The sequence below is a fragment of the Tsukamurella sp. TY48 genome (assembly GCF_019656655.1).
Lineage (GTDB): Bacteria > Actinomycetota > Actinomycetes > Mycobacteriales > Mycobacteriaceae > Tsukamurella > Tsukamurella strandjordii.
Genome location: NZ_BPMV01000001.1, coordinates 1,214,279 through 1,238,078 on the forward strand (window position 1 = coordinate 1,214,279; position 23,800 = coordinate 1,238,078).

Genomic DNA, 23,800 nt, shown 5'->3' on the forward strand with positions numbered 1-23,800 from the left:
CGTGCTTCGAGCAGCTTAGCGGTACCAATGGGAATAATGCGACGGGAGTGAGCTAACCGAAGCTTCTAGGAGAGCTTCCCGAGCTCCGCCGAACGCTCCGCACAGGCCCTCGTCGCATCGTAAAACGCAGGTCGGAGGCCGTTTTTCTCCAGAGTCCGGATCGCGGCGGCCGTTGTACCCCCCGGAGAGGTCACTGCCGCCCGAAGCTCGACCGGCGACGTAGAAGTCTCAACCATTAGTGCACCTGCGCCCGCGATCGTCTGTGTCGCGAGGATGGTGGCCTGGTCGCGGGTGAGGCCCAGATCCACCCCCGCGTCGATCATCGCCTCGGCCACGAGGAAGACGTACGCGGGCCCGGACCCGGACAGTGCGGTGAGCGCGTCCAGCTTCGATTCGGGCAGCACGAGGGTCTGGCCCACGGCCTCCATGACGCCGCGCACGAGGGCCACGTCGGCCTCCGTGGCGTCCCGTCCGCCGGAGATCCCGCTCATCGACCGTCCGACGAGCATCGCCGTGTTCGGCATCACCCGCACCACCGGCGTCCCCGGGGGCAGCGCCGCCTCGTAGGCGGCGGTCGGCACCCCGGCCGCCACCGACGCCACCACCGCGCCGGGAGCCAGCGCACCCTTCACCTCGGGCAGGACCGCCGCCACCACGTCGGGCTTCACGGCGATCACCACGAGGCCGGCACCGTCGACCGCGTCGGCGATCCCGGTCACCGTCCGCACCCCGTAGCGCTCGGTCAGTTCGGCGCCGCGCCCGGCGTGCGGTTCCGCCACCACCAGTCGGCCGGGCTCGTGGCCCGCGGCCACCAGGCCGCCGAGCAGGGCCTCGCCGATCCGGCCGCCGCCGATCAGCGCGATCGTCACGTTCTCCGTCATGTCCTTCTCCTTACGCCGTCGGGCCGGGATCGGCCGCGGGCACCATCGCCAGCTGGCGCGACGAGGCCACCACGCGCCCCGCTTCGTCCACGAGGAGATGGTCCTCCTCGAACCACTGCTGCCCCACCACCGGCGCGGACGCGCGGAACCGCAGCCAGCCCGGGACGGGTTCGCGGCGGACCGCGGCGGTGAGCGTCAGCGTGGGCGCCCAGCCGATGGGGCCGATGTTCGCCACCACCGGGAGCGAGATATCGGTCGCCAGCAGCGCGAACAGCGCCGAGACGGGCTCCTCGCGCAGCCGCACCCAGCCGCGGGTCTCGGCGGCGCCGGTCTTGCCGTGCAGCACGGGCAGCGTCGCGGGGTCGTAGCGCACCTCGGCGACCCGGCCCACCTTGAAGACCTTCGCCGCCGGGTGCTCGGGGTCCCAGGCCAGCGCGTCCGACGGCGGCGTCGCCGGCATGCCGTCGAGCGGCGTGGGCTCGGCGTACCGCTCATCACCCGTGTCCCGGCGGGCCAGCGTCACCGCGGCCTGCACGTAGGTCCGGTCGCCCTGCACCGCGCGGACGTTCACGACCGAGGTGGTGCGCCCGCGCTTGATCACCTCGGTCCGCAGGTCGACGGTGCCGGGGTCGGGTGCGCCGAGGTACTCGGCCGAGATCACCACCGGCTCCACGCCGGCCTCGCCACCGTCGGCGAGGTAGGCGGCCCGTCCCGCGGAGGCGAGGACCGCGAGCAGTGCGCCGCCGTGCACCTTGCGCCCCACCGACCAGGTGCGGTCGATGTCCGCGGTGAATCCGCCGGGCGCGGGCTCCACCGCGACGAGGTCGGCGAACAATGCCATTGTCAAGCTCCTTCGGCGATGCGACTGGACGTCAGGCGGCGGAGTCGACGCGCAGGTGCTCCCGCGCGAACTCCAGCGCCTCCGTGAGCATCGCACGACGCTCGTCGGGGGTCTTCGCCGAACCCGTCGCGATCTCCAGGATCACGTGCCCGTCGAACCCGGAGGCCGCCAGCCGACGGCACACCTCGGCGCAGGGCTGGCTCCCCCGCCCGGGAAGCAGGTGCTCGTCGGTGGGGGCGCCGAGGCCGTCGGCGAGGTGCAGGTGGCTCAGGCCGCCGCCCATCCGGTCCAGCATCTCCAGCGCGTCGACGCCCGCGGTCGCGGTGTGCGAGAGGTCGAGCGTGTAGTGCGCGAAGCCGACATCGGTGGGGTCGATCGACGGCGCGAACGCCGACACCGGCTTGGCGCGGCGCATCAGTCGCTCGGCGGTCTCGCCGCGGCTGGCGAAGAAGGCGTCGAACCGCAGCGGGAACATGTTCTCCACGGCGATCTCGATGTGACTGTCGGATTCGAGCTCGTTCACCAGATCGGTGAAGTGCTCGGCGTAGCGACGCTGCCAGCGGAACGGGGGATGCACCACCACGGTGCGCGCGCCCAGGTCCTCGGCGGCGGTCACCGCGCGGCCGAGCTTGGCCATCGGGTCGCTCCCCCACACCCGCTGGCTGATCAGCAGGCAGGGGGCGTGCACCGACAGCACGGGCACGTCGTAGCGCATGGACAGCCCGGCGACGTGGGCGATGTCCTGGCTGGCCGATTCGTGCCAGACCATGAGCTCGACACCGTCGTACCCGGTCTCGGCGGCGTACCGGAACGCGGCTTCGAGCTTCTCGGGGTACACCGAGGCCGTCGACAGGCCGACCTCGATGCCGCTCACAGCGTCGACGGTACGCGTCAGCTCTGGGACAGGCTCATCAGCAGCGGGCCGAAGGTGATCACCAGGCCCACGAACAGGGATAGGCCGAGGGTCACGTAGTCGGTGGTCTTGCGCAGGTAGTGCGTGAAGGTGACGATCGCGATGATCACCACGAAGGCCAGCACCACCGTGAGCCCGATCGTCCACGTGCCGCCGCCCCAGTTCCACAGCTGGTAGAAGCCGTAGAACAGGGCCGCGCCGGCGATCACGCCGCCGAGCACCTCGGCGATGAGCAGGGCCCAGCTGCGGCCCGTGCGCGGGGCGTCGTCGTCGACATCGGCGCCGTCCTTCTCGGCGACGTCCTGTGCGGGCTCGTCGGCGAGGAAGTCGGGGGTGTCGTCCTTGGCGTCGCCGATCTGCTGCACGCTCAGCGAGGCGGTGTCGGGCACCGGCACCGCGGCGGCCTGCGCGACGGTCGGCACCTCGGGGGTCTCGACGGCCGGGGCCTCGGCGGCCTCGGCCTGCAGGCGCGCCTGGCGCTCGCGGACCTGGGCGGTGTTGAAGTCGGCGGTGGCCATCCCGGGGGCGGTGCCGTCGCTCCACTGCGACCAGGCGTGGTTCACCTCGGCGTGTCCCTCGGTGGTGTGCACGGTCTCGACGACCTCGTCCTGCACCTCCTCGACGGGGGCGGCCGGCGCTGCCGGAGCGGGCTCGGAGGGAGCCGCGATCGGGTACTCGTCCACGTTGCCGGGGTCGATCGCCTCGAAGCGGCCGGTGTCGGCGACGGCCTGCGCGAGGGAGGCGGAGCTGGCGGGCTCCTCCTCGGGCTCGTCGTGGACGGCCTCGAAGGTGTCGGTGGCCTCACCCGATGCCGCCGGTGCCAGCGGCGCGCGCGGCGCCTGCCACTGCGGCTGGGCCTGCACCGGCTCGGCGGCCGGGGCCTGGGGCTCCGGGGCCTGGGGCGCAGGCTGCTCGACGGGGGCGGACGGTGCCGCGGCCGCGGGGGCCGCAGCGGCGGGCGCCGAGGGGACCTCGGCCGACGGGGCCTCAGCCGAAGGGGCCTCGGCCGACGGGGCACCGTCGCGCACCACGGGGATCTCGCCGGTGAGCTCGGCGACGGTGATGGAGTTCTCGCCACCGCGGTGCCGACGCCGCCGGCCCCCGGCCGGAGCAGCGGACCCGCCGTTGCGGGCGAGCAGTTCTGCAACCGAGATGCTCTGCTCGTCACTCATTGAAGTCACCGTCCTCGACTCTGTTCCGGGTCCCGGTGGGGACCTCGACGCGGTCGCGGATGATTGTCCATCCGCACCCACGCCTGTCTGGGTCTGCCGAAGATTCTACGTGTTCGTGCACGCGGGCCTTCGGCGGCGCGCGCAGCGATCAACGATCCGTCGCCGCGGCTTCAGTGCGACTTGGTGCCGTTCTCGGGCGTGAAACCGGCCTGAGTGTCCAGGTAGCGCAGGATCACGCCCTCCCGCAGGGCCCACGGGCAGATGTCCAGCTGCTCCACCTTCATCGCGCGCATGGCGGCCTCGGCGACCAGCGCACCGGCCACGATCTGGCCCGCGCGGTCGGAGCTGAGCCCGTCGAGCTCCTTGCGGTCGGCCACCGTCATCCGGCTGATGAAGGCGATGAGCTGGCTCAGGCCCCGGGCGGTGAGGGTGCGCTTGACGCGCGGTCCGGCGGACGACGGTGCCGCACCCGTCAGGCGGGCGAGGGTGCGCATCGTCTTCGACGTTCCCGCCACCAGGTCGGGGGTGCCGGCGGCTTCGAGGCGCGCGGCGGACGGGGCGATCTCGGCGTCGAGCCAGTCGCGCAGCATGTTCACCCGGCGGCGGCCGGGCGGGTCCTCGGTGAGCCATTCGCGGGTGAGGCGGCCGGCGCCGAGCGGCAGCGAGAGCGCGACATCGGGCTCCTCGTCGACGCCGTTGCTCATCTCCAGCGAGCCGCCGCCGATGTCGATGTTGAGCACGCGGCCCACGCTCCAGCCGTACCAGCGGCGCACGGCGAGCGCGGTGAGGCGGGACTCGTCGGTGCCGGAGAGCACCTCCACGTCGACCCCGCTGGCGGCCTTGACGTGCGCGAGCACCGAATCGGTGTTGCTGGCGTCGCGGACGGCGGAGGTGGCGAAGGCCATCACCTCGGAGCAGCCGGAGCTGCGCGCGATGGTGGTGAACTCCTGCACGGCCGAGACCAGTGAGTCCTCCCCGAGCTGGCTGAGCCTGCCGCTGGGTTCGATCTTCTCGGCCAGCCGCAGCGTGGCCTTCGTCGAACTCATCGGGGTGGGATGCGCGCCCCAATGGGCGTCCACCACCAGCAGGTGCACGGTATTCGAACCGATATCGAGGACTCCCAGTCTCACGCTGCCAATCTAGACCCGACTACCGTGGACCCCGTGACCGACCTTCCCATGCCGGGTGTGCGGACTCCTGTCCCGGAAGTCCCCCTGGACTTTCCGCGTGAATGGCTCGAGTTCACGGACCCGTCGAATCCCGAGCACCTGATCGTGGCCGACCTGACCTGGCTGCTCTCGCACTGGACGTGCGTCTTCGGCACGCCCGCGTGCCACGGCATCGAGCCGGGCCGCGAGACCGACGGCTGTTGCAGCCACGGCGCTTTCCTCTCCGATTCGGACGACCGCAAGCGCCTGAAGAAGGCGGTCGGCAAGCTCACCGATGCGGATTGGCAGTACCGGAAGAAGGGGCTGGGCAAGAAGGGCTACCTCGAGGAGGACGAGCTCGACGATGAGCCCGCGATCCGCACCCGCCGGGTCGACGGTGCCTGCATCTTCCTCAACCGTCCGGGTTTCCCGGGCGGTGAGGGCTGCTCGCTGCACGCCATGGCGCTGCGCACCGGCGTGGAACCGCTCACAGTGAAACCCGATGTGTGCTGGCAACTTCCGGTGCGCCGCACCCAGGAGTGGGTGGAGCGGCCGGACGGTGAGCAGGTGCTCAAGACGGTGATCACGGAGTACGACCGGCGCGGCTGGGGCGCCGGCGGTCTGGATCTGCAGTGGTACTGCAGCGGCTCGCCGGAGGCGCACATCGGCGCGCAGCAGGTGTGGCAGAGCTACGGCCCGGAGCTCACCGAGCTGTTGGGCGAGGCCGCCTACGAGGTGCTGGCCCGCGAGTGCGAGGCCCGCGCCGACCGTCTGCTCGCGGTGCACCCCGCCACCGTCGCCGCCACCGAGCGCCAGAACTTCGACATGAAGTACGTCGAGCTCTGACCCCCACTCCCGAGCCCCACACCTGACTTAACAGCGTTAGCCCACACCGCGTCCTGGGCTTTCGTCTACGGATAACGCTGTTAAGTCAGCGGGGGTGGAGAAATGGCGGTGCCCCGGGTGGGGCGACCGCCGGGCTCAGGGCTCAGGGCTCAAGTTTGTAGCCGAGCCCCCGGACGGTGACCAGGTGCTTCGGGTTGGCCGGATCGGCCTCGATCTTGCTGCGCAGGCGCTTGACGTGCACGTCCAGGGTCTTGGTGTCGCCCACGTAGTCGGCGCCCCAGACCCGGTCGATGAGCTGCCCGCGGGTGAGCACGCGCCCGCTGTTGCGCAGCAGGTACTCGAGCAGGTCGAACTCCTTGAGCGGCAGGGTCACGGCGTCTCCCCCGACGGTGACCACGTGCCGCTCGACGTCCATCCGCACGGGGCCGCCCTCGAGCACCCCGTCGTCCAGACCGTCCGCGCCCGCGGTGTCGGCGCCGCGCCGCAGCACCGCGCGGATGCGGGCGATCAGCTCGCGCGCCGAGTAGGGCTTGGTGACGTAGTCGTCGGCGCCCAGTTCCAGGCCGACCACCTTGTCGATCTCGCTGTCGCGGGCGGTCACCATGATGACCGGCACCGACGAGCGGGCGCGCAGTTGTTTGCAGACATCGGTGCCGCTCATGCCGGGGAGCATGAGGTCGAGCAGCACGATATCGGCGCCGGCGGAGTCGAAATGACGGAGCGCTTCGGCACCGTCCGTGACGACGGTGGTCTCGAATCCCTCCTTGCGGAGCAGGAACGCCAGAGGGTCGGCCAGCGACTCCTCGTCTTCGACAATCAGTACGTGTGTCACCGCAGTACTTCCTCGCTGTGGTCTTCCTGCTCCGAGCTCTCCGGGCCGGACTCCGTCAACGCCGGCAACACCAGCGTGAACGTCGATCCCATTCCCGGTTTGCTCCAGAGCTTAATGGTGCCGCCGTGGTTGGCAGCGACGTGCTTGACGATGGCGAGTCCGAGTCCGGTACCGCCCGTCATCCGGGAGCGCGCCTTGTCGACGCGGAAGAAGCGCTCGAAGACGCGCTCCTGGTCTTCGGGGGCGATGCCGATCCCGCGATCGGTCACCGCGATCTCCACCGAGGCGGCGCCGTCGATCACGCGGCCGCGGCGGCTGATCGAGACCTGCGTGCCCTGCGGCGAGTACGCGATGGCATTGGAGATCAGGTTCGCGAGCGCGGTGAGCAGCAGGGTGTCGTCGCCGCGGATCTCAAGGCCGGAGGGCTCGTCGACGATGAGCGTGATGTTGTTCGCCTCGGCGGCCACCTGGGCGCGCGCCACGGCCTCGCCGACCACGTCGTCGACCTCGACGGTGCCGAGGTCGGGCAGCTTCTCGGCGCCCTGCAGGCGGGAGAGCGCGATCAGCTCGTTGACCATGTTGCCCATCCGGGTGGATTCGGCGAGCACGCGGGAGCCGAAGTGCCGCACGGCTTCCGGATCGTCGTCGGATTCGAGGAGCGCCTCGGCGAGCAGGCCGATCGCGCCCACGGGGGTCTTGAGTTCGTGCGAGACGTTGGCCACGAAGTCGCGGCGCGTGGCCTCCATGCGCTTGTTCTCGGTGTCGTCGTCGGCGTAGACCACGGCGTAGCGCTCGTCGGGCTCGCTGCCGGTGATCAGCTCCACCCGGCAGCGGACGGCGATGCCGGCCCGGTCGGCGCGCCGGGTCACCGTGAGCTCGACGGTGCCGGGCGCCCCGGTGTCGAGAACCCGGCAGGCGGTGTCCCAGACGCGGTCGTCGAGGAGTTGGTCGCGGACCAATGAGAATTCGGCGGCGCGGTGGTTGAACAGGATCACGTCGCGGAAGCGATCGACCACGACGAGGCCGGTGGGCGACTCCTGGAGCACCTCGCGTTGGAGCTCGGCCACCGTCATCCGGCTCGGGGATGCGGCCGGCGGCGCGGTCACCCGCTCACGGACCCGATGCGCCAGCCACCCGATCAGGGCGCCCGCCAGGGCGGACACCGCACAGAGGGCCAAAGTCACGCGAATAGTGTACCCAGGTTCGCCGCCTTTGCATTTCGCGAGAACGGCGAGTGAACCGGGGGTTACCGGTCGGCGGCCACCTCGACAACGGTGGCGTACTCGGGGTGCTTCTCCACGTAGCTCGCGACGTACGAGCACACCGCGCGGGCGCGCTTGTCGGAGTCGCGGACGTCGTCGAGAGCAGCCTTGGTGAGGAGTGCCGCATAGCCGTTTCCGCCGTACGCCTCATCGACCACGGTGTGGGTCAGCAGGCGCACGTCCACCTCGTCGAGGTAGTCGAGGTAGCCCGCCTGCTCGCCGTCGACGGTGAGCACGTAGCGCTCCTCCTGGGGGGAGTGGGTCACAGTCACGTCAGCCATGTATCAACGCTAGCGCCTCGGCGGCGGTGATGGCTGTGTAAATACTGAGGGGCGGTACCGAAATTCGGTACCGCCCCTCGGTGGTCCGCTGGTGTTACTTGCCGCCCTGGTTCGCCACGGCGGCGGCGCCGGCTGCGGCGGCCTCGGGGTCGAGGTAGGTGCCGCCCGGGTTGGCGACGGTGCCGTCGGCGTTGAACTCGTAGGCCAGCGGGATGCCGGTGGGGATGTTCAGGCCGGCGATATCGGCGTCGGAGATGCCGTCGAGGTACTTGACCAGCGCGCGCAGCGAGTTGCCGTGGGCGGCCACGAGTACCGTCTTCCCCTCGGCCACCTGCGGCTCGATCACGGCCTGGTAGTAGGGGATGAAGCGGTTCACCACGTCGAGCAGGCACTCGGTGAGCGGCACGCTGGGCAGCTTGGCGTAGCGCGCGTCGTCGGTCTGGCTGTACTCGTTGTTGGGGTCGATCGCGGGCGGCGGGGTGTCGTAGCTGCGGCGCCACAGCATGAACTGCTCGTCGCCGAACTGCTCCTTGGTCTGCGCCTTGTTCAGGCCCTGCAGCTTGCCGTAGTGGCGCTCGTTGAGGCGCCAGTCGCGGACCACGGGGATCCAGTGCCGGTCGGCGGCGTCCAGCGCGAGGTTCGCGGTGGTGATGGCGCGGCGCAGCAGCGAGGTGTAGACGATGTCCGGGAGCAGGCCCTTCGCCTTGAGCAGCTCGCCGCCGCGGGCGGCCTCGCCGCGACCCTTCTCCGTCAGCGCCACATCGACCCAGCCGGTGAACTGGTTGGACGCGTTCCACTCGCTCTCGCCGTGACGGAGCAGGATCAAGGTGCCGTAGGTCATGGCGGTCAGCTTAGTGGGGACGGTGTCGGCCGGCCGGGTCGACGGTGCGATCACCGCACGCGGCGAGCAGATGCCGGTGCACCGGCCCGCGGAGGTCGGCGCGGCTGTCCGGGGTTCCCGCCGCGGGTCCGCCGATCGATCGGGTGCCGTACAGCCGGTCGAACAGCAGTCCCTCCAGCAGGCTGATCAGGTCGCGGGCGGCGACGCCGGGCTGCGGTGCGCCGAGTTCGGCGAGCAGTCCGGTGGCGAGCGGCGTCGAGAACAGGCACGTGGCGAGCGGCTCGGCGAGCCCCTCCGCGACGGCGTCCGGCGCGAGCGCGTAGCGGGCGAGGGCGTCGCGTCGACGTTCGGCGAGCAGCTGGTCGAGCTGGGCGGCCATCACGTCGGCGGCGGTCTCGAGGTCGACGGTGCTCGGCACGGCCCGGTCGAAGGCGGTACGGGAGCGGGTCGCCAGGTGCTCGATGGAGGCTCTCAGCAGGTCGGAGCGGGTCCGGTAGTAGTACGACGTGGACCCCTTGGGCAGGTCGAGCCCGCGGTCGACCGCGCCGTGCGTGGCCGCTCGATTGCCGCCGTCCGCCGCGAGGTCGAGCACCGCCTCGCAGATCGCCGTCCGCCGTTCGTCCATGCCCACCCCTTCCGCCGCCACTGCACTTCCTCTATAACTATAGAGACTCTACGTTCATAGAGGATTGGAGTGCCATGACCGACATCGAAGTGCGCGCCGTCGACGACACGGCCCGCTGGGTGGCCCATCAGCGTGCGGTGGAATCCGCCCGGCCGGACGCGCTGTTCCACGATCACCTCGCGGCGGGGCTCGCGGGCCGTCGCGGTCGCGAGATCGCGGAGCGGGCCGCCGCGGCACCGGCCGCCGCGGGCGGCGACGGCTGGTACCTCGTGGCGCGCACGGTGCTGCTCGATCGCGCGGTCCTCGCCGCGGTCGCCGAGGGATTCGAGGCGGTGGTCAATCTGGGCGCGGGGCTCGACGCCCGCCCGTACCGGCTCGACCTGCCCGCCGATCTGGAGTGGATCGAGGTCGATCTGCCCGCGCTGATCGCCGAGAAGGAGGCGGCGCTCCGGGACGAGGTGCCGCGCTGCCGGTTGCGGCGCGTGCTGCTCGACCTGGCGGACGGCGGTCTCAGATCCGTGCTCGACGAGGTCGGGCCGGCCCGCACGCTGGTCCTCGCGGAGGGGCTGATCATGTACCTCTCCCCCGCCGAGGCGGACGCGCTGACGGCGGACCTGCTGGCAGCCGGAGTCGATCGCTGGTCCTTCGACCTCAGCACCGCGGGCGTGGGATCACTGATGGCCGAGCGCAATCGGGGCCTCCTCAGGTCCGCCCCGTGGCGCTTCCTGCCCGCGGACGGGGTGGCGCATTTCGAGGAGCGCGGGTGGGCGGCAGAGCGGATCGAACCGATCTTCCCCGCCGCCGTGGCCCTCGGCCGGTTCGAAACGCCGCAGGCGCACCGTCTGGCCGCGGGACCGCAGCCCGATCCCCGGGACCCCGGCGATGCCCCCTTCAGCGCCGTGGTGACCCTGTGTCCTGCGGAGCTCGGGAGTTAGCACGCGCGCTGTCACTCAGTACGGCGGGAGCCACGCGGGGTCGGAGGCGCCGAGCGGCACCAGCGTGGGGTTCGACGGGATCGCCCAGCGGCCCGGCGTCGCCGAGTACGCGACCCCGGGGGCCAGACGGTGCTGCTTGCCGTAGCCGCTCACGAAGTCGTAGGCCTCCGGGGCGATCGGCTGGTGGTCGGGGTGCGCGATCGTCTCGTCCACGTACGCCTGGTCGAACAGGCCCAGTTCCGAGTACCACATGGAGAACCGCGACAGCGAGGTACGCACGTGGTAGCTGCCGCCCTGCTCCGCCCTCAGCTTCAGGGCGGCGAGCACACCGAGGGAGGTGAGGTACCCGGCGAGGTAGTCGTTGAGGATGATCGTCGGCGGGAGTTTGGGTGCGCCGTCGCCGCCCTCGTAGGTGGCGTATCCGGTGCAGCAGTTGGCGTCCATGTCGAAGCCGCCACGGTCGGACCACGGCCCGTCCCAGCCGAATCCGCGTACGGAGGCGTACACGATCCCCGGCCGCAGGTCGGCGACCGCTTCGGCCGACAGTCCGAAGTCGCTGATCTTGCGTCCGCGGTAGTTCTCGATCACCACATCGGCGCCGGAGATGAGGTCGCGGGCCTGGTCGACGTACGACTGCTGTTGCAGGTCGCTGTAGGTGGAGCGGAATCCGAGGTGGGTGTCGAGCAGGATCAGGTCGATCTCGGGATCGGGGCGGGCCAGATCCAACACCTGCGCGCCCTGCTCCGCGAGGGTGCGCGCAGCGACGGGGCCGGCGATCACGTGCGTCATGGTGGCCACCGTGAAGCCGGACAGCGGGCGCGCGGGATCGGCGAGCGGCGGGAGTTCGGGCTCGCTGTCGCCGATCTTGATGATCTCGATCATCGGCGTCTGTGCGAGGTAGGCGCCCTGCGGGTGGGCGAGCCATTCCTCGCGCGACCGGATCATGGTGCCCACCATGCCGCGCTCCGCGGCGGCGTCCTCCAGCTCCTGCGCGTTCCAGGTCGCAATCGCCTTCGCGACCGATTCCTGGTCGATTCCGGTCTGCAGCAACCCGACCCAGTCGCGGTACATGTGCGGATAGACGGCGGTGGGCAGGTACCACCGGTCGTCCTTGGTGGGGTAGATCCCGAAGCCGAGGGCCTTGCCGATGGTGGCGACGGGCGAGTAGTAGGGGTATCCGCCGGCCGTGGTTGTGAAGTTGTACATCGGATTGATATGGGAGACTGCCTGTCTCAGGTCCACGGAGAGGTCCTGGGCCGGACCTCCCCGCATCCGGTACAGGATCTGGGTGGCCACGGCGGGCGCCATCATGCCCATCGCCATGATCGCGCCCAGTCGGTGGCGGCTGGGCAGGATCGGGTCGGCCCCAGTGAAATTCACCTCCCCGCCGGTATCGCGTGCGTCGAGCCCCACGCCGGCGAGCAGGGCGGCGAAGTCGGTGCGGACGTCGGGGGCGGCGGTCAGGTTCGGGGTCACTCGTTCGTTGGGCATGTCCCCAGCAGACTCCAGGCGGGGCGCCCGTCGTCGGCACTCGCGGGCACCTGAACCCAACCTGCGACAAACGCGATCGTTAACCGCGTAAAGTGAATGGCGGCCGAATTCATCATGGCCAGTTCACCATTCCGCGTACACGGCCCCGCCGTTGCGGGCTACAACCGACTACGAACGTTGCCAGCGTCCCGCCCGCGGGGCCGTGCGATCTACTGCGTGTCGCGCCAGCGCAGCAGGGCCTCGATCACGGTGTAATCGAAATCGGGGGCGGCGAGCTCAGCGGTGAACTCGGTGGCGCCCTCGGCCACGAGCAGATCGGCGAAGGCGATGGCCTCGTCCGCGCTGGAGCCGCGCGGGATGGCCACGTTGTGCGCGATGGACTTCGGATCGCGGCCGATGGCCCCGCAGGCGTCCGCGAGCACCCGGGACTTGTGCCGGTAGGTCTCCAGGTCCACGAAGTAGTGCCACACCGAGGCGTACTCGGCCACCAGGGGCAGCGTCTTCTTCTCCCCACCGCCGCCGATCAGGATCGGGATGTCGCGGGTGGGCGCGGGGTTGAGCTCGGCCCAGCGGGCCTTGATCCGCGGCAAGGCAGTCGCCAGGTCGTCGAGTCGGGAACCGGCGGTGCCGAATTCGTAGCCGTACTCGTCGTAGTCGCGCTGGAACCAGCCCGAGCCGATGCCCAGGATCAGGCGGCCCTTCGAGATGTGGTCCACGGTGCGCGCCATATCGGCGAGCAGGTCGGGGTTGCGGTAGCTGTTGCAGGTGACCAGCGCGCCGATCTCCACGCGCGAGGTCTGCTCGGCCCATGCGGCGAGCATGGTCCAGCATTCGAGGTGCGTGCCGTCGGGATCGCCGGACAGTGGGAAGAAGTGGTCCCAGTTGTAGACCACGTCCACGCCGAGCTCCTCGAGCTTGGCGACGGCGTCGCGGAGCTGCTGGTATTCGGTGAAGTGCTGGGGCTGAAGTTGGACTCCGATGCGCATGGTTTCGACGCTACTCAGTCCCGCGCCGGTTCGCCGGTCGAACCGGGCAGCACGGCCGCCGCGAGGGCCCCGGCCAGCACCAGCGCGGCCCCCACGGCGATCACGATGCCGGTCCACCCGGCGGCACTGAAGGCGATGCCGGCGGCGGCGCCGAGCACCGACGAGCCCGCGTAGTAGCAGAACAGGTAGCCCGACGAGGCCTCCGCGCGGTGTTCGGTGGCGAGCGCGCCCACCCAGCCGCTGGCCACGCTGTGCGCGGCGAAGAACCCGGCGGTCAGCACCACCGCGCCGAGCAGCACCGTCGGGACGGTGTCGGGGAGCGTGATCAACAGACCGATCCCCATGGCGGCGATCGCGGCCAGCAGTACCCGCCGCCGGCCGATCCGGTCGGCGAGCCGTCCGGCCGCGCCGGACGACCAGGTTCCGGCGAGGTAGATGAGGAAGACCAGGCCCACCACGCCCGCGGAGAATCCGAACGGTGCGGCCAGCAGCCGGAAGCCCAGGAAGTTGTACACGCTGACGAAGCCGCCCATCAGCAGGAAGGCCAGCACGAACAGCACGGCGAGCGCGGGCCGCCGCACGTGCCCGGCCATGCCGCGCACCGTCGTCGAGACCGAAATCGGTGCGGGCGTGTGGAACCGGGATGCGGGGAGCGAGCGGATCATCACCACGGTGAGCACCGCGGCGAGCACCGCGAAGACCTCCATGGCGCCGCGCCAGGGCAGCACGTCGAGGCCGACTGCGGTGACGACGCGGCCCAGCAGCCCGCCGATCGTGGTGCCCGCCACGTAGCGGCCCATGGCGCCACCGAGATCGCGGCCGTCCACCTCCTCCGCGAGGTAGGCCATCGCCACCGCGGGCACTCCGGCCAGGGCGACTCCCTGCAGGGCGCGCAGCCCGAGCAGCACCGGCAGCGAGGGCGAGAGCGGAATCGCCAGCCCCAGAAGCACGGCGAGTACGGCGGAGGCCGTCATCACCCGGGTGCGGCCGAACCGTTCGGAGAGCGCGCTCACCGGGATGATGGTGAGCGCGAGCAGCCCGGTGGTCACCGAGACGGCGAGGGCGGAGGTCGCGGGCGCGGAGCCGAAGACGCGCGTCAGCTCGGGCAACACGGCCTGGGTCGAGTACATCGATCCGAAGGTGGTGAGCCCGGCCACGAACAGCGCCAGGGTGGTGCGACGGTACGCGGGCGTCCCGGCGCGCAGCGGTGCGGCGGTGGCGGGGTCGACGGTGGCGGTCACGGGCCCGACATTGCCCCCCGGCCCGTCGATGTGTGAAATGCATGTCTTTGACGACTCTGATAGACAAGACGCATGGTTGCAGGTGAGCGATCCGCGGCGAACACCGCGGACGACCTGGTGAGGTTCATCACCCTGGCCGAGACGGCGCACATGACCGACGCCGCCGCCCTGCTGCGGATCACCCAACCGACCCTGTCGAGGACCCTCGCGCGGCTCGAAGCCGATCTCGGCACCCCGCTGTTCGACCGGCGGCACGGCCGCCTCGTGCTCAATGCCAGCGGCGAGATCTACCTCGATCACGCGCGGCGCGCGCACGCCGAACTGGAGGCGGCGCGGGCGCAGATCGCCGACCTGCGCAGCCCGTCGCAGGGCACCATCCGGCTGGCCTTCCTGCATTCCTTCGGCGTCGCGATGGTCCCGCAGCTGGTCTCCGGCTTCCGGGCGCGCGAGCCGCGGGTCACCTTCGAGCTCTCCCAGTTCGCCGCGGGCACCATCACCGATCTGGTGCTGGCCGACGAGGCCGATCTCGCGATCGTCTCGCCGCGCCCCACCACGGGCGCCGTCGCGTGGAGCCTGCTCACGGTCCAGCGGCTGGCGCTCGCGGTACCCGCCGACCATCCGTTGGCGGGGCGCAGTTCGGTGCACCTGTCCGAAGCGTCCGACGCCGATTTCATCACCATGCACCCGGAGTTCGGTATGCGCCGCATCCTCGAAGAGCGCTGCGCCGCTGCCGGATTCCGTCCGCGGATCACCTTCGAATCGTCGGAGTCGTTCACCGTCGCCGGACTGGTGGCGGCGGGGCTCGGGGTGGCGCTGCTGCCGATGGACCGCAACCCCCTGCTGCCTGCGGGGCTGTCGCTGGTGCCGATGTCGGGGCCGGCGCCCACCCGCGAGGTGGGCATCATCTGGCGGCCGGACGTGGCGCTCTCGCGGGCCGTGCGGTCCTTCCGCGATTACGCGATCGCCCAGTCCGACGAGGCGATCAGTTCCTAGCGGCCACGGCGAAGATCCGCCGGAAGGGCAGCACCGTGCCGTACTCCTGCGGCGGGTAGGCCCGGTTCAGTTCGGCCTTGTAGCGGGCGACGAAGTCGTCCTTGACCGCACCGTCGAGCCGGGCGAGCACTGGCCGCGCGCCGGTGCCGGAGATCCACTCGAAGACCGCGTCCGCGCCCTGCAGCACGTGCAGGTAGGTGGTCTCCCAGACGTCCACGGTCCAGCCCGGACGGTGCAGTGCGGCCAGGTATTCCGCGGGGTCGCGCACGTCCACCGTGCGGTAGCCGGTGATGCCGAACTCCGCGGCGACCTCCGCCAGCAGGGCGTGCGAGGGCGCGTCCTGGTTGCCCGGAACCTGGAAGGCGAAGGCCTGCGCGGCCGCGTCGGCGATGCCGGGCAACAGCTCGATGTGCCGGTCGATCCACTGGAACATGGCGTTGGAGACGATCACGTCGGGGCGCGCACCGTCGGGGCGCCAGGCGGCGGCGTCGGCCACCTCGAAGGTGACGTTCGGATCCTGGATGTCGGACCGGGCGCGGTCGATCATCTCCGCGCTGGAGTCGACTCCGTGGATCGCCGCCCCGGGGAAGCGGGCCCGCAGGGGCGCAACGTCGTTCCCGGCGCCGCAGCCGAGGTCGACCACGGTGCGCGCATCGCCCGGAATGCGCGCGATCAGGTCCACGAAGGGACGCGTCCGCTCGTCACCGAACTTGAGGTACTGCGACGGATCCCACCGGTGATTAGTCATAGAATCATCCAATCATTTAGTTGTAAGGTGCACTGCGTGAGCATCTCGACCGACAGCCCGCATGTTCTGAGCATCGACCACGTGGATCTGGTCCGCAACGGGCGCAAGCTCCTCGACGACGTCTCGCTCACGGTTCGCCGCGGCGAGCACTGGGTGTTGCTGGGCGCGAACGGCGCCGGCAAGTCGACGCTGCTCGGTCTGTGCGGTGCGGTCACCCACCCCACCCGCGGCACCGTCGACGTGCTGGGCAAGCGGCTCGGCAGGGTCGACATGCGCGAGCTGCGCACGCACATCGGGCACGTGAACCCGCGGCACCGCCTGGACGTGCCGCTCACGGTGCGCGATGTGGTGATCACCGGCGTCACGAACACGCCGGAGTTCCCGCCGCGCTGGGCCCCCACGCCGGCGCAGCGGGCGCGCGCCGACGAGCTGATCGAATCGCTGGGGATGACGCGGCATGCGGATTCGGTGTGGCCCACCCTGTCCCAGGGTGAACGCGGCCGCGCCCTCATCGCCCGCGCGCTGATGGGCGAGCCGGATCTACTGCTGCTGGACGAGCCGGCCACCGGCCTCGACCTCGCCGCCCGCGAGCGACTGTTGACCTCCGTCGACGGCACCCGCCGCGCGCATCCCGAGCTGGCGTCCATCCTGGTGACGCACCACCTGGAGGAGATCCCGGTGACCACCACGCACGCCGTGCTCATCCGCGACGGCGTGCTCACCGCGGCCGGTCCGGTGGCCGATGTACTGACCACCGAGCGGATCAGCGCCGCCTTCGATCACCCGATCACGATCGACCGCCAGCACGGGCGGTGGACCGCGATCTCACGCTGACGGTCCGCAGCACGCAGGACCGGGGCTTCCGGATGCCCCGCGGGGGAATTTTCTCGGCATGCGGGACAGTGCCGGTGGTTCGCGGTTGACTGGGACCACCACCACCGGCCCCCGCACGCCCAGGAGCACGCCATGCCCTTCCTCGCCCCCGCCGCCGATACCGAACGCGCAGGCCTGCGCGGTTTCATCGCCCAGCAGCTCGACGGTCTGCGGCACACCTCGTACGGATTGACCGAGGAGCAGATCCGCCTCTCCCCCGCCCGCAGCGAGCTGACGATCGGCGGCCTGCTCAAGCACGTCACCGATTCGGTCGGCGGCTGGGTCGAGAAGATCGAGGCCGCGCCGGGCGAGCCCCCGCTCGATGTGGAGGCCGCGCAGGCCGCCTACGGCAGCGATTTCGTGGTGACCGCCGACGACACCCTCGCCTCGATCCTGGCCGCGTACGACGCCGTGGCGGCCCGCGCCCTCGCCGCGGCCGACACCGCCGACCTCGACCTGATCGTGCCCACCCCGAAGGCGCCGTGGTTCCCGCCCGATCTCGAGGGCTGGACGGTGCGCTGGGTGCTGCTGCACATCATCGAGGAGGTGGGCCGGCACGCCGGGCACGGCGACATCATCCGCGAGCAGATCGACGGCGCCACGATGTACGAACTGGTGGCCGGGGCCGAGGGCATGGGTGACCTGGGCTTCGTCCAGCCCTGGACCCCACCCTCGGAGTAGCCGACGACGGAGTGGCGCACAGCTGTTGACTTCGAGTGCGCTCGAAGGCCTAGCGTTGCTCACGTGGTCGCAATCACCGAAGAACTCACCGCCCTACTCGGCTCCCGCGCGCCGTTGCCCGACCTGAGTGACCTGCTCGCGGGTCCGGTGAACGACGGTCCGCTCACCGTCGCCGAGATGGCCGAGCTGACCGGTGTCACCGGGCACACCCTGCGGTACTACGAGCGGATCGGCCTGGTCACCGTCGATCGCGACGGTGCCGGGCACCGCCGGTACGGGCCGCGCGCCATCTCGCGGGTCATCTTCCTCACCCGGCTCCGCCTGTCCGGCATGCCGATCGCCGACATCACCGAGTACATCCGGCTGGTCGAGGCCGGCGAGGAGACGGTGCCGGCCAGGCTCGCGCTACTCACGGCGCACCGGGCCCGGACCGCCGCGCAGATCGAAGACCTGAAGTACTCGCTCGCGGTGATCGACTACAAGATCGCCACCTACGGCGGCGCCCTCGGCGACTGCGCCGCCACCACCGACTCCCAGGAGGATTGACATGCTCCCCACCCGCACCCTCGGCGACCTCACCGTCTCGGCGCTCGGCCTCGGCTGCATGGGCATGAGCCACGCCTACGGCACCCCCGACAACGCCGAATCGCTCGCCACCCTCAACGCCGCCGTCGATGCCGGCGTCACCCTCCTCGACACCGCCGACATGTACGGCAACGGCGCCAACGAGGAGTTCCTCGCGGGCTTCCTGTCCGCGCGGCGCGACGAGGTGGTGCTGGCCACCAAGTTCGGCTTCATCAACGATGAGAACCAACGACCGATCGGGCTCGACGGCCGCCCGGAGCGCGTCGCGGGCTGCGTGGATGCTTCGCTGCGCCGCCTCGGCATCGACGTGATCGACCTGTACTACCTGCACCGTGTCGATCCGCAGGTGCCCGTCGAGGAGACGGTGGGCGCGATGGCCGAGCAGGTGGCCGCGGGCAAGGTGCGTGCCCTGGGGCTCTCCGAGGCCTCCGCCGAGGACATCCGCAAAGCCGCCGCCGTGCACCGGATCTCGGCGCTGCAGTCGGAGTACTCGATCTTCACCCGCGATGTGGAGGACGGCCCGCTGCAGGCGGCCCGCGAGGTGGGCGCCTCGCTCGTGCCGTTCAGCCCGCTGGGGCGCGGCATGCTGACCGGCGGCCGCGCCGCGACCGTCGCGGCCCTGCAGAGCAACGACTTCCGCACCACCATCCCCCGCTGGCAGGGCGAGAACCTGGAGGCGAATCTGCGGTTGGTCGACCGGATCGACGCGATCGCGGCCGATCTCTCGACCGAGGGCCGCACGGTGACCGCGGCGCAGGTCGCGCTCGCCTGGGTGCTGGCGCAGGGTCACGATGTGGTGCCGATCCCCGGCACCACGAAGCGGAAGAACCTGGCCGACAACCTCGGCGCGGTGGACGTCGCGCTCTCGGCGGACCAGCTCGCCGCCCTGACCGCCCTCTCGGCGGCGGGCAGCCGATTGCCGGAGCGCACGCTGCGGCAGCGCAGCTAGCCGCGGCGCCGGGCCGACGCCCCCGCAGCCGCGAGCCGCGCTCGCCCGGCCACGGCGGCGAGCGCGGCGGAGGCGAGCAGGACGGCGCCGGCGGTGAGGAAGGCGGCCCGGTACCCGTCGCCGAGCATCGGCGCGACCACCAGCGGACCCACGATCTGCCCGATGCCGTACGCGGCGGTGAGGACGGCGGCCGAGCGCGGAATGCCGATGTCCGCGCCGGCCTCCATCGTGAGCATCACGGCGCCGATGAAGGTGCCACCGAACAGCACGGCCGAGATCCCGGCCGCGACGGGGCCACCGACGAGCGCGGGCAGCACCGCGGACACCACCTGCAGGAGCAGCGCGACCACCAGGAGGTACTCGGCCGATCGGTAGCGGCGCAGCCGCGCCCACAGCATGGGCGAGGCGGCCGCGGCGAGGCCGACGATCACCCACGCGGCGGGCCCCTCCCAGGACTGTCCGCCCACGGCGACGGCGACCACGAGGAAGGTGCCGAGCACGATGTAGCCGAGCCCCTCCAGGAAGTAGCTGATGCCGAGCGACCAGCCCGCGAGGCCGGGCCGAGCACCGTCGGGCGACGCTGTGGCGGGTGCGCCGCCCGGCGGTACCCGCCACGCGGCGAGCCCGAAGGCGGCGGTCGCGAGGGCGGAGATCACCCACAGCGATCGCCATCCGACCACCTCGCCCAGCCCCACCACGAGGAGCCCGGAGACCGCGATCCCCACGCCCACACCGGCGAATGCGGTTCCCGCGGCGGCGGTTCCGGCCACCGCCCCGGCGCAGTACACGAAGACGATGGCGCTGGCGATGCCGGCCACCAGTCGCACGGCCGACCACCAGGGCACGTCCACCGCGGCGATCATCGCGATCTCGCTGGCCACCAGGACCACCAGGCTGATCCGGAAGAGCAGCGCGCTGCGCGAGATCCTCGGCCAGATCGCCGGCGCCACGGCACCGAGGAAGTAGCCCAGATAGTTGGCCGTGGCCACCACGGCGGTCGAGCTCGATGAGACGCCGGTCTGCTCCTGCATGAGCGGGAGGATCGGGGTGTAGACGAACCGCCCCAGTCCCATGGCCGCCGCGAGTCCGGCGAGTGCTCCGAATCCGATTCGCCGCGTATTCACTACGCCATTCTAACGACTGGCCCCGTCGGTCTCGACGGGGCTCACCGCCGCCGGTTCCTCGGCGCGGCCGGGCAGGAACAGGGCGATCAGCACCGCGAGGCCCACCAGCCCGGCGCTGACCAGGAGGGCCGCGCGATAGCCGGGGAGCACAGCGGCCGGTGCGCCGCCGTCGCCCGTACCGGCGGCCACGGTCACCAGGACCGCGAGCCCGAGCGCCCCGCCGAGCTGGCGGGCGGTGTTCACCAGACCGGAGACCATGCCCGCCGAGCTCGGGGCGACCGCGGCGGTCGCGACGTTGGGAAGCGGCAGGAAGGTCATGCCGATGCCGAACGAGGTGACGAGCGACGGGATCAACACGGCACGAAGGAAATCGCCGTCGGCGGGCAGCGGCGCGAACAGCAGGAATCCCACGGTGGCGATCGCGGCGCCGAGCACCACCACGGCACGCGCACCGATCCTCGGCATCAGCTTCGTGGCCACCGCGATCGCGACCACGATGCCGAAGCAGAAGGGCAGGAACATCATCCCGGTCTTGGTCGCCGAGTAGCCCAGCCCCATCTGCATGTACAGCGAGACGAAGTAGAAGGCGCCGAACTGTCCGGCCACCACGAAGGCCAGCACCAGGCAGGGCACCAGCACCGACCCCTTCGCCATCACCCGGAAGTCGACCAGCGGCACGGGCATCCGCGTCTCGACCACGACGAAAGCGGCGAGGAGCAGCACGGCGAGCGCGAACCAGCCGAGGGTCCGGCCGCTCCCCCAGCCGTTGTCCGTGGCCGCGACGATCCCGTAGGTGAGCACCGACAGGCCCGCGGTCGCGAGGACGCCGCCCAGCCAGTCGGTGCGACGGTCCGCGTCCGGCGCGGGACCCGGCGCCGCATACGTGAGGGCCATGCCAAGCGCGGACACCATTGCGCCGCAGGCGATCACGGTGCGCCACCCGAGCGCGTCGGTGATCAGGCCCGAGAGCACCACGCCCACGGCTCCGCCGGCGGAGGCGCCGATGGCGACGGCCCCGAAGGCCTTCGCGCGCATCGCCGGCTCGGTGAAGGTGATCGCCACCGCGGTGAGCGCAGCGGGAGCGATGGCGGCGGCGGCTACGCCCTGCAGCACCCGCACCAGGATCACCTGCCAGGGCTCGGTGCAGGCGTAGGCGCCGAGCGAGGCCACCGTGAACAGCGCGAAGCCGAATCGCAGCACGGCGCGCGGACCGAACCGGTCGGACATCCGTCCGCCCACCAGCAGCAGACCCCCGAAGGCGATCGCATAGGCGTTGACCACCCAGGACAGGCCCTGCGGGGTGAAGTGCACATCGTCGCGGATGGCTCGCAGCGCCACGTTGGTGACCGATGCATCGAAGGCGACGAGGAACTGGGCGAGGCCGCCCAGGAACATCGCCGCACCCAGGCTCTTTTTTTGTGTATCGAGTAACATAATGGCTGAGGCTAGCCTTAGCATGACTCCGACACAAGAGGGGTGGATAACAATGGGGGCATGCGCCAGACCACACCGCGACGCGGGCGACCCCCGAGCACCTCGCGCGAGGAGATCGTCGAACAGGCTGTGCGCCTGCTCGACGAGCACGGCGTGCACGGCGTCACGATGAAGCTGCTCGCGGCCGAGATCGGGGTGAGCCCGATGGCCCTGTACCGGCACGTGGACGATAAGGAGACGCTGCTGGCGCTGGCCCTCGACGCGATCGCGGAACCCTTCGCCGCCATGACCTTTCCCGAGGAGCCGCGCGAGCGGATCGTCGCCGCGCTCACCACGGTGTACGACTCGCTGATCGCGCACCCCTGGGTACCCGAGGCCCTCATCGGCCCGCAGCGGTCCGGCCGCGGCGCGCTACACATCAGCGATGCGGCGATCGGTGCGGCGTACCGGATCACGGGAGACCGGGAGTCGGCGCTACGCGCCTACCGCGCGTGCTGGAGCCTCACGCTCGGGACGGTGCTCACGCACCTGCGCGCGGTGGCGGAATCGAACGACGAGGCCACGGCGTGGATGATCGATCTCCTCGACACGCTGCCGGCGAACTCGGCACCGGATATGCGCGCCGCGGTGCAGGCGCGCGTACCCCCTTCGAGCCGTGACGATTTCGAGGCGAGCCTGCGGGGCCTGATGGTGGGCCTGTTCGGTCCGGATCAGAAGGGCTGATCGGCGGGCTTGTTCTCCAGCACGTGCCGGTAGTAGTCGCGCAGCCGCAGCCGGGACGCCGCCGCCTCGTCGATCACCACGGTCACGTGCGGATGGAACTGGAGCACGGATGCGGGATTGATCGCGGCCACCGGGCCTTCGACGGTGGCGGCGATCGCCTCTGACTTGCCCTCGCCGGTGGCGAGCAGCACGAGGTGATCCGCCTCGGAGATGGTGCCCAGCCCCTGCGTCAGCACGTGGATCGGCACCTCGTCGATCGAGGAGAAGAAGCGGGCGTTGTCCTCACGGGTCTGCGTGGTGAGCGTCTTGATCCGGGTACGCGAGGCCAGCGATGAGACGGGCTCGTTGAACCCGATGTGCCCGTCGGTGCCGATGCCCAGCAGCTGTACGTCCACACCACCCGCGGCCTTGATCGCGTCCTCGTAGCGCTTCGCCTCCGCGGCGATATCGGCGGCGGTACCGTCCGGACCCTCGACCTTGGCGTCCGGGATGTCCACGTGCGAGGTGAACTCCTTGCGGATCACCTCGCGGTAGCTCTCCGGGTGCCCCTTCGGCAGGCCGACGTACTCGTCCAGGTTGAAGGAGACGCAGTCGGCGAAGCTGAGCCCCTCCTCGCGATGGCGGCGGATGAGCTCGGAGTACGTGGCGAGCGGCGTGGATCCGGTGGCCAGCCCGAGCACGGCGGGACCACGGCGCACGTGGTCGGCCACGATGTCGGCGGCAGTGGTCGCAACGTCGGCAGCGGTCGGGCGGATCACGATTTCCATGGGCCCATGATACCGCCTCGAAGCGCGAATACCCGCAGATCAGCAGAACTGGTCATAACCTATTTTCGGCGGCGCACCAGGCTCACGATCAACACCGTCAGGCCCAGGCCGCCCACCACGAGCGCGAAGCCCAGGGACCCGAAGATCCCGCCCAGCAGCAGCCCCATGTCCGGATAGCGGCCGAGTGCCACCTCGGCCCCGCCCGCCTCCGGCATCCCGGGCGAACAGGTCGCGACCACGTCGCCCGCGCCGGTCTCGAAGACGCTGAGCACCATGCGGTTGGACACGGTCACGTTCCCACCCGTGACGCGCTGCTCGATCGGCGCGCCGCCGGCCGTGGTCAGGGTGCACGACGGTGCGCCCACCGTGGTCCGGGTCTCCGCGAAGACGGCGTAGGTCCGGTCCGCGGGCACGGCGACGCTGTGCGGCGCACCGTCGGCGGGCACGGTCTGCATGTCGAGCCGGAACTGCGGGAGGACGACGGTGACGGTCGCGACGACCGGCACGATCACGGCGAGCAGCATCATCGCCGCGCCGACCCAGATCCCCGTCGCGCCTGGCCGGGGCTTCGCGGATGAGGGATTTGGGGATTCCATGACCTTCACCGTAGTGCAGCTTTGCGAACGTG

The 23,800-nt window shown here is 71.0% G+C and carries 26 protein-coding genes; 8 read left to right on the forward strand and 18 right to left on the reverse strand.

The window, feature by feature from the left end; translation table 11 throughout:
• Positions 1-65: 65 nt before the first annotated feature.
• The 5 genes from proC to TTY48_RS05980 form a co-directional block, all read right to left on the reverse strand.
• Entirely contained in the window at positions 66-881 is an 816-nt protein-coding gene (proC, locus tag TTY48_RS05960; RefSeq protein ID WP_220656627.1) for a pyrroline-5-carboxylate reductase, read from the reverse strand.
• A 10-nt stretch (positions 882-891) separates the two neighbouring features.
• Positions 892-1,722 carry a thioesterase family protein gene (locus TTY48_RS05965; protein ID WP_220656628.1) on the reverse strand — a complete coding sequence of 277 codons (831 nt, stop codon included), beginning with the start codon at positions 1,720-1,722 and terminating at the stop codon, positions 892-894.
• Positions 1,723-1,753: 31 nt separating this feature from the next.
• The gene (locus tag TTY48_RS05970) at positions 1,754-2,596 is read right to left on the reverse strand and encodes a sugar phosphate isomerase/epimerase (protein ID WP_220656629.1); all 843 of its coding nucleotides are present in this window, start codon (positions 2,594-2,596) and stop codon (positions 1,754-1,756) included.
• Between the two features lie 17 nt (positions 2,597-2,613).
• A complete protein-coding gene (locus tag TTY48_RS05975) occupies positions 2,614-3,807 on the reverse strand; it encodes a hypothetical protein (protein ID WP_220656630.1) in 1,194 nt (397 codons plus the stop codon).
• A 170-nt stretch (positions 3,808-3,977) separates the two neighbouring features.
• Complete coding sequence (locus TTY48_RS05980) at positions 3,978-4,937, reverse strand: Ppx/GppA phosphatase family protein (protein WP_220656631.1); 960 nt, start codon at positions 4,935-4,937, stop codon at positions 3,978-3,980.
• Positions 4,938-4,985: 48 nt separating this feature from the next.
• On the opposite strand from TTY48_RS05980, the gene TTY48_RS05985 reads away from it, so the two are divergent.
• Complete coding sequence (locus tag TTY48_RS05985; protein ID WP_220658467.1) at positions 4,986-5,801, forward strand: hypothetical protein; 816 nt, start codon at positions 4,986-4,988, stop codon at positions 5,799-5,801.
• Positions 5,802-5,943: 142 nt separating this feature from the next.
• Here the strand turns inward: TTY48_RS05985 and TTY48_RS05990 are convergent, their stop codons facing one another.
• The 5 genes from TTY48_RS05990 to TTY48_RS06010 form a co-directional block, all read right to left on the reverse strand.
• A complete protein-coding gene (locus TTY48_RS05990; RefSeq protein ID WP_220656632.1) occupies positions 5,944-6,633 on the reverse strand; it encodes a response regulator transcription factor in 690 nt (229 codons plus the stop codon).
• Positions 6,630-7,817, reverse strand: coding sequence for a cell wall metabolism sensor histidine kinase WalK (locus tag TTY48_RS05995; RefSeq protein WP_344186860.1), 1,188 nt, complete (start codon positions 7,815-7,817; stop codon positions 6,630-6,632). The genes TTY48_RS05990 and TTY48_RS05995 overlap by 4 nt, the downstream gene beginning before the upstream one ends.
• A 62-nt stretch (positions 7,818-7,879) precedes the next feature.
• Positions 7,880-8,176: a GNAT family N-acetyltransferase gene (locus tag TTY48_RS06000; protein ID WP_220656633.1), complete on the reverse strand. Its 297-nt coding sequence runs from the start codon at positions 8,174-8,176 to the stop codon at positions 7,880-7,882.
• Positions 8,177-8,270: 94 nt separating this feature from the next.
• Positions 8,271-9,017 (reverse strand): phosphoglyceromutase, encoded by a 747-nt coding sequence (locus tag TTY48_RS06005; protein ID WP_220656634.1) that lies wholly within the window; start codon positions 9,015-9,017, stop codon positions 8,271-8,273.
• Positions 9,018-9,027: 10 nt separating this feature from the next.
• Positions 9,028-9,642 (reverse strand): TetR/AcrR family transcriptional regulator, encoded by a 615-nt coding sequence (locus tag TTY48_RS06010; RefSeq protein WP_255585528.1) that lies wholly within the window; start codon positions 9,640-9,642, stop codon positions 9,028-9,030.
• A gap of 74 nt (positions 9,643-9,716) precedes the next feature.
• Between TTY48_RS06010 and TTY48_RS06015 the strand changes: the two genes are divergently transcribed.
• Complete coding sequence (locus TTY48_RS06015) at positions 9,717-10,577, forward strand: SAM-dependent methyltransferase (protein ID WP_220656635.1); 861 nt, start codon at positions 9,717-9,719, stop codon at positions 10,575-10,577.
• A 15-nt stretch (positions 10,578-10,592) separates the two neighbouring features.
• Here the strand turns inward: TTY48_RS06015 and TTY48_RS06020 are convergent, their stop codons facing one another.
• The 3 genes from TTY48_RS06020 to TTY48_RS06030 form a co-directional block, all read right to left on the reverse strand.
• Complete coding sequence (locus TTY48_RS06020) at positions 10,593-12,068, reverse strand: CoA transferase (RefSeq protein ID WP_255585529.1); 1,476 nt, start codon at positions 12,066-12,068, stop codon at positions 10,593-10,595.
• Positions 12,069-12,277: 209 nt separating this feature from the next.
• Positions 12,278-13,054, reverse strand: coding sequence for an LLM class F420-dependent oxidoreductase (locus TTY48_RS06025; protein ID WP_220656636.1), 777 nt, complete (start codon positions 13,052-13,054; stop codon positions 12,278-12,280).
• Between the two features lie 14 nt (positions 13,055-13,068).
• Positions 13,069-14,295: an MFS transporter gene (locus tag TTY48_RS06030; protein ID WP_255585530.1), complete on the reverse strand. Its 1,227-nt coding sequence runs from the start codon at positions 14,293-14,295 to the stop codon at positions 13,069-13,071.
• A 72-nt stretch (positions 14,296-14,367) separates the two neighbouring features.
• On the opposite strand from TTY48_RS06030, the gene TTY48_RS06035 reads away from it, so the two are divergent.
• Positions 14,368-15,288, forward strand: coding sequence for a LysR family transcriptional regulator (locus tag TTY48_RS06035; protein ID WP_220656637.1), 921 nt, complete (start codon positions 14,368-14,370; stop codon positions 15,286-15,288).
• Here TTY48_RS06035 and TTY48_RS06040 read toward each other — a convergent pair.
• Positions 15,278-16,036 (reverse strand): methyltransferase domain-containing protein, encoded by a 759-nt coding sequence (locus tag TTY48_RS06040; protein ID WP_220656638.1) that lies wholly within the window; start codon positions 16,034-16,036, stop codon positions 15,278-15,280. The genes TTY48_RS06035 and TTY48_RS06040 overlap by 11 nt on opposite strands.
• Before the next feature lie 42 nt (positions 16,037-16,078).
• Between TTY48_RS06040 and TTY48_RS06045 the strand changes: the two genes are divergently transcribed.
• From TTY48_RS06045 to TTY48_RS06060, 4 genes are all read left to right on the forward strand, one after another.
• Positions 16,079-16,870, forward strand: a complete 792-nt coding sequence (locus TTY48_RS06045) for an ABC transporter ATP-binding protein (RefSeq protein WP_220658471.1) — start codon at positions 16,079-16,081, stop codon at positions 16,868-16,870.
• A gap of 132 nt (positions 16,871-17,002) precedes the next feature.
• A complete protein-coding gene (locus TTY48_RS06050) occupies positions 17,003-17,590 on the forward strand; it encodes a DUF664 domain-containing protein (RefSeq protein WP_220656639.1) in 588 nt (195 codons plus the stop codon).
• 63 nt (positions 17,591-17,653) lie between these two features.
• Positions 17,654-18,136, forward strand: a complete 483-nt coding sequence (locus tag TTY48_RS06055) for a MerR family transcriptional regulator (RefSeq protein ID WP_220656640.1) — start codon at positions 17,654-17,656, stop codon at positions 18,134-18,136.
• Position 18,137: 1 nt separating this feature from the next.
• Positions 18,138-19,124 carry an aldo/keto reductase gene (locus tag TTY48_RS06060; protein WP_220656641.1) on the forward strand — a complete coding sequence of 329 codons (987 nt, stop codon included), beginning with the start codon at positions 18,138-18,140 and terminating at the stop codon, positions 19,122-19,124.
• Here TTY48_RS06060 and TTY48_RS06065 read toward each other — a convergent pair.
• Positions 19,121-20,248 (reverse strand): YbfB/YjiJ family MFS transporter, encoded by a 1,128-nt coding sequence (locus TTY48_RS06065; RefSeq protein ID WP_220656642.1) that lies wholly within the window; start codon positions 20,246-20,248, stop codon positions 19,121-19,123. The genes TTY48_RS06060 and TTY48_RS06065 overlap by 4 nt on opposite strands.
• A 9-nt stretch (positions 20,249-20,257) precedes the next feature.
• Positions 20,258-21,682, reverse strand: coding sequence for an MFS transporter (locus tag TTY48_RS06070; RefSeq protein WP_220656643.1), 1,425 nt, complete (start codon positions 21,680-21,682; stop codon positions 20,258-20,260).
• Between the two features lie 60 nt (positions 21,683-21,742).
• On the opposite strand from TTY48_RS06070, the gene TTY48_RS06075 reads away from it, so the two are divergent.
• Positions 21,743-22,405 (forward strand): TetR/AcrR family transcriptional regulator, encoded by a 663-nt coding sequence (locus TTY48_RS06075; RefSeq protein WP_255585532.1) that lies wholly within the window; start codon positions 21,743-21,745, stop codon positions 22,403-22,405.
• Here the strand turns inward: TTY48_RS06075 and nagB are convergent.
• Together nagB and TTY48_RS06085 are read right to left on the reverse strand one after the other, a co-directional pair.
• The gene (gene nagB / locus TTY48_RS06080; protein WP_220656645.1) at positions 22,393-23,172 is read right to left on the reverse strand and encodes a glucosamine-6-phosphate deaminase; all 780 of its coding nucleotides are present in this window, start codon (positions 23,170-23,172) and stop codon (positions 22,393-22,395) included. The genes TTY48_RS06075 and nagB overlap by 13 nt on opposite strands.
• A 59-nt stretch (positions 23,173-23,231) precedes the next feature.
• Positions 23,232-23,768, reverse strand: coding sequence for a hypothetical protein (locus TTY48_RS06085; protein ID WP_220656646.1), 537 nt, complete (start codon positions 23,766-23,768; stop codon positions 23,232-23,234).
• Positions 23,769-23,800 lie beyond the last annotated feature (32 nt).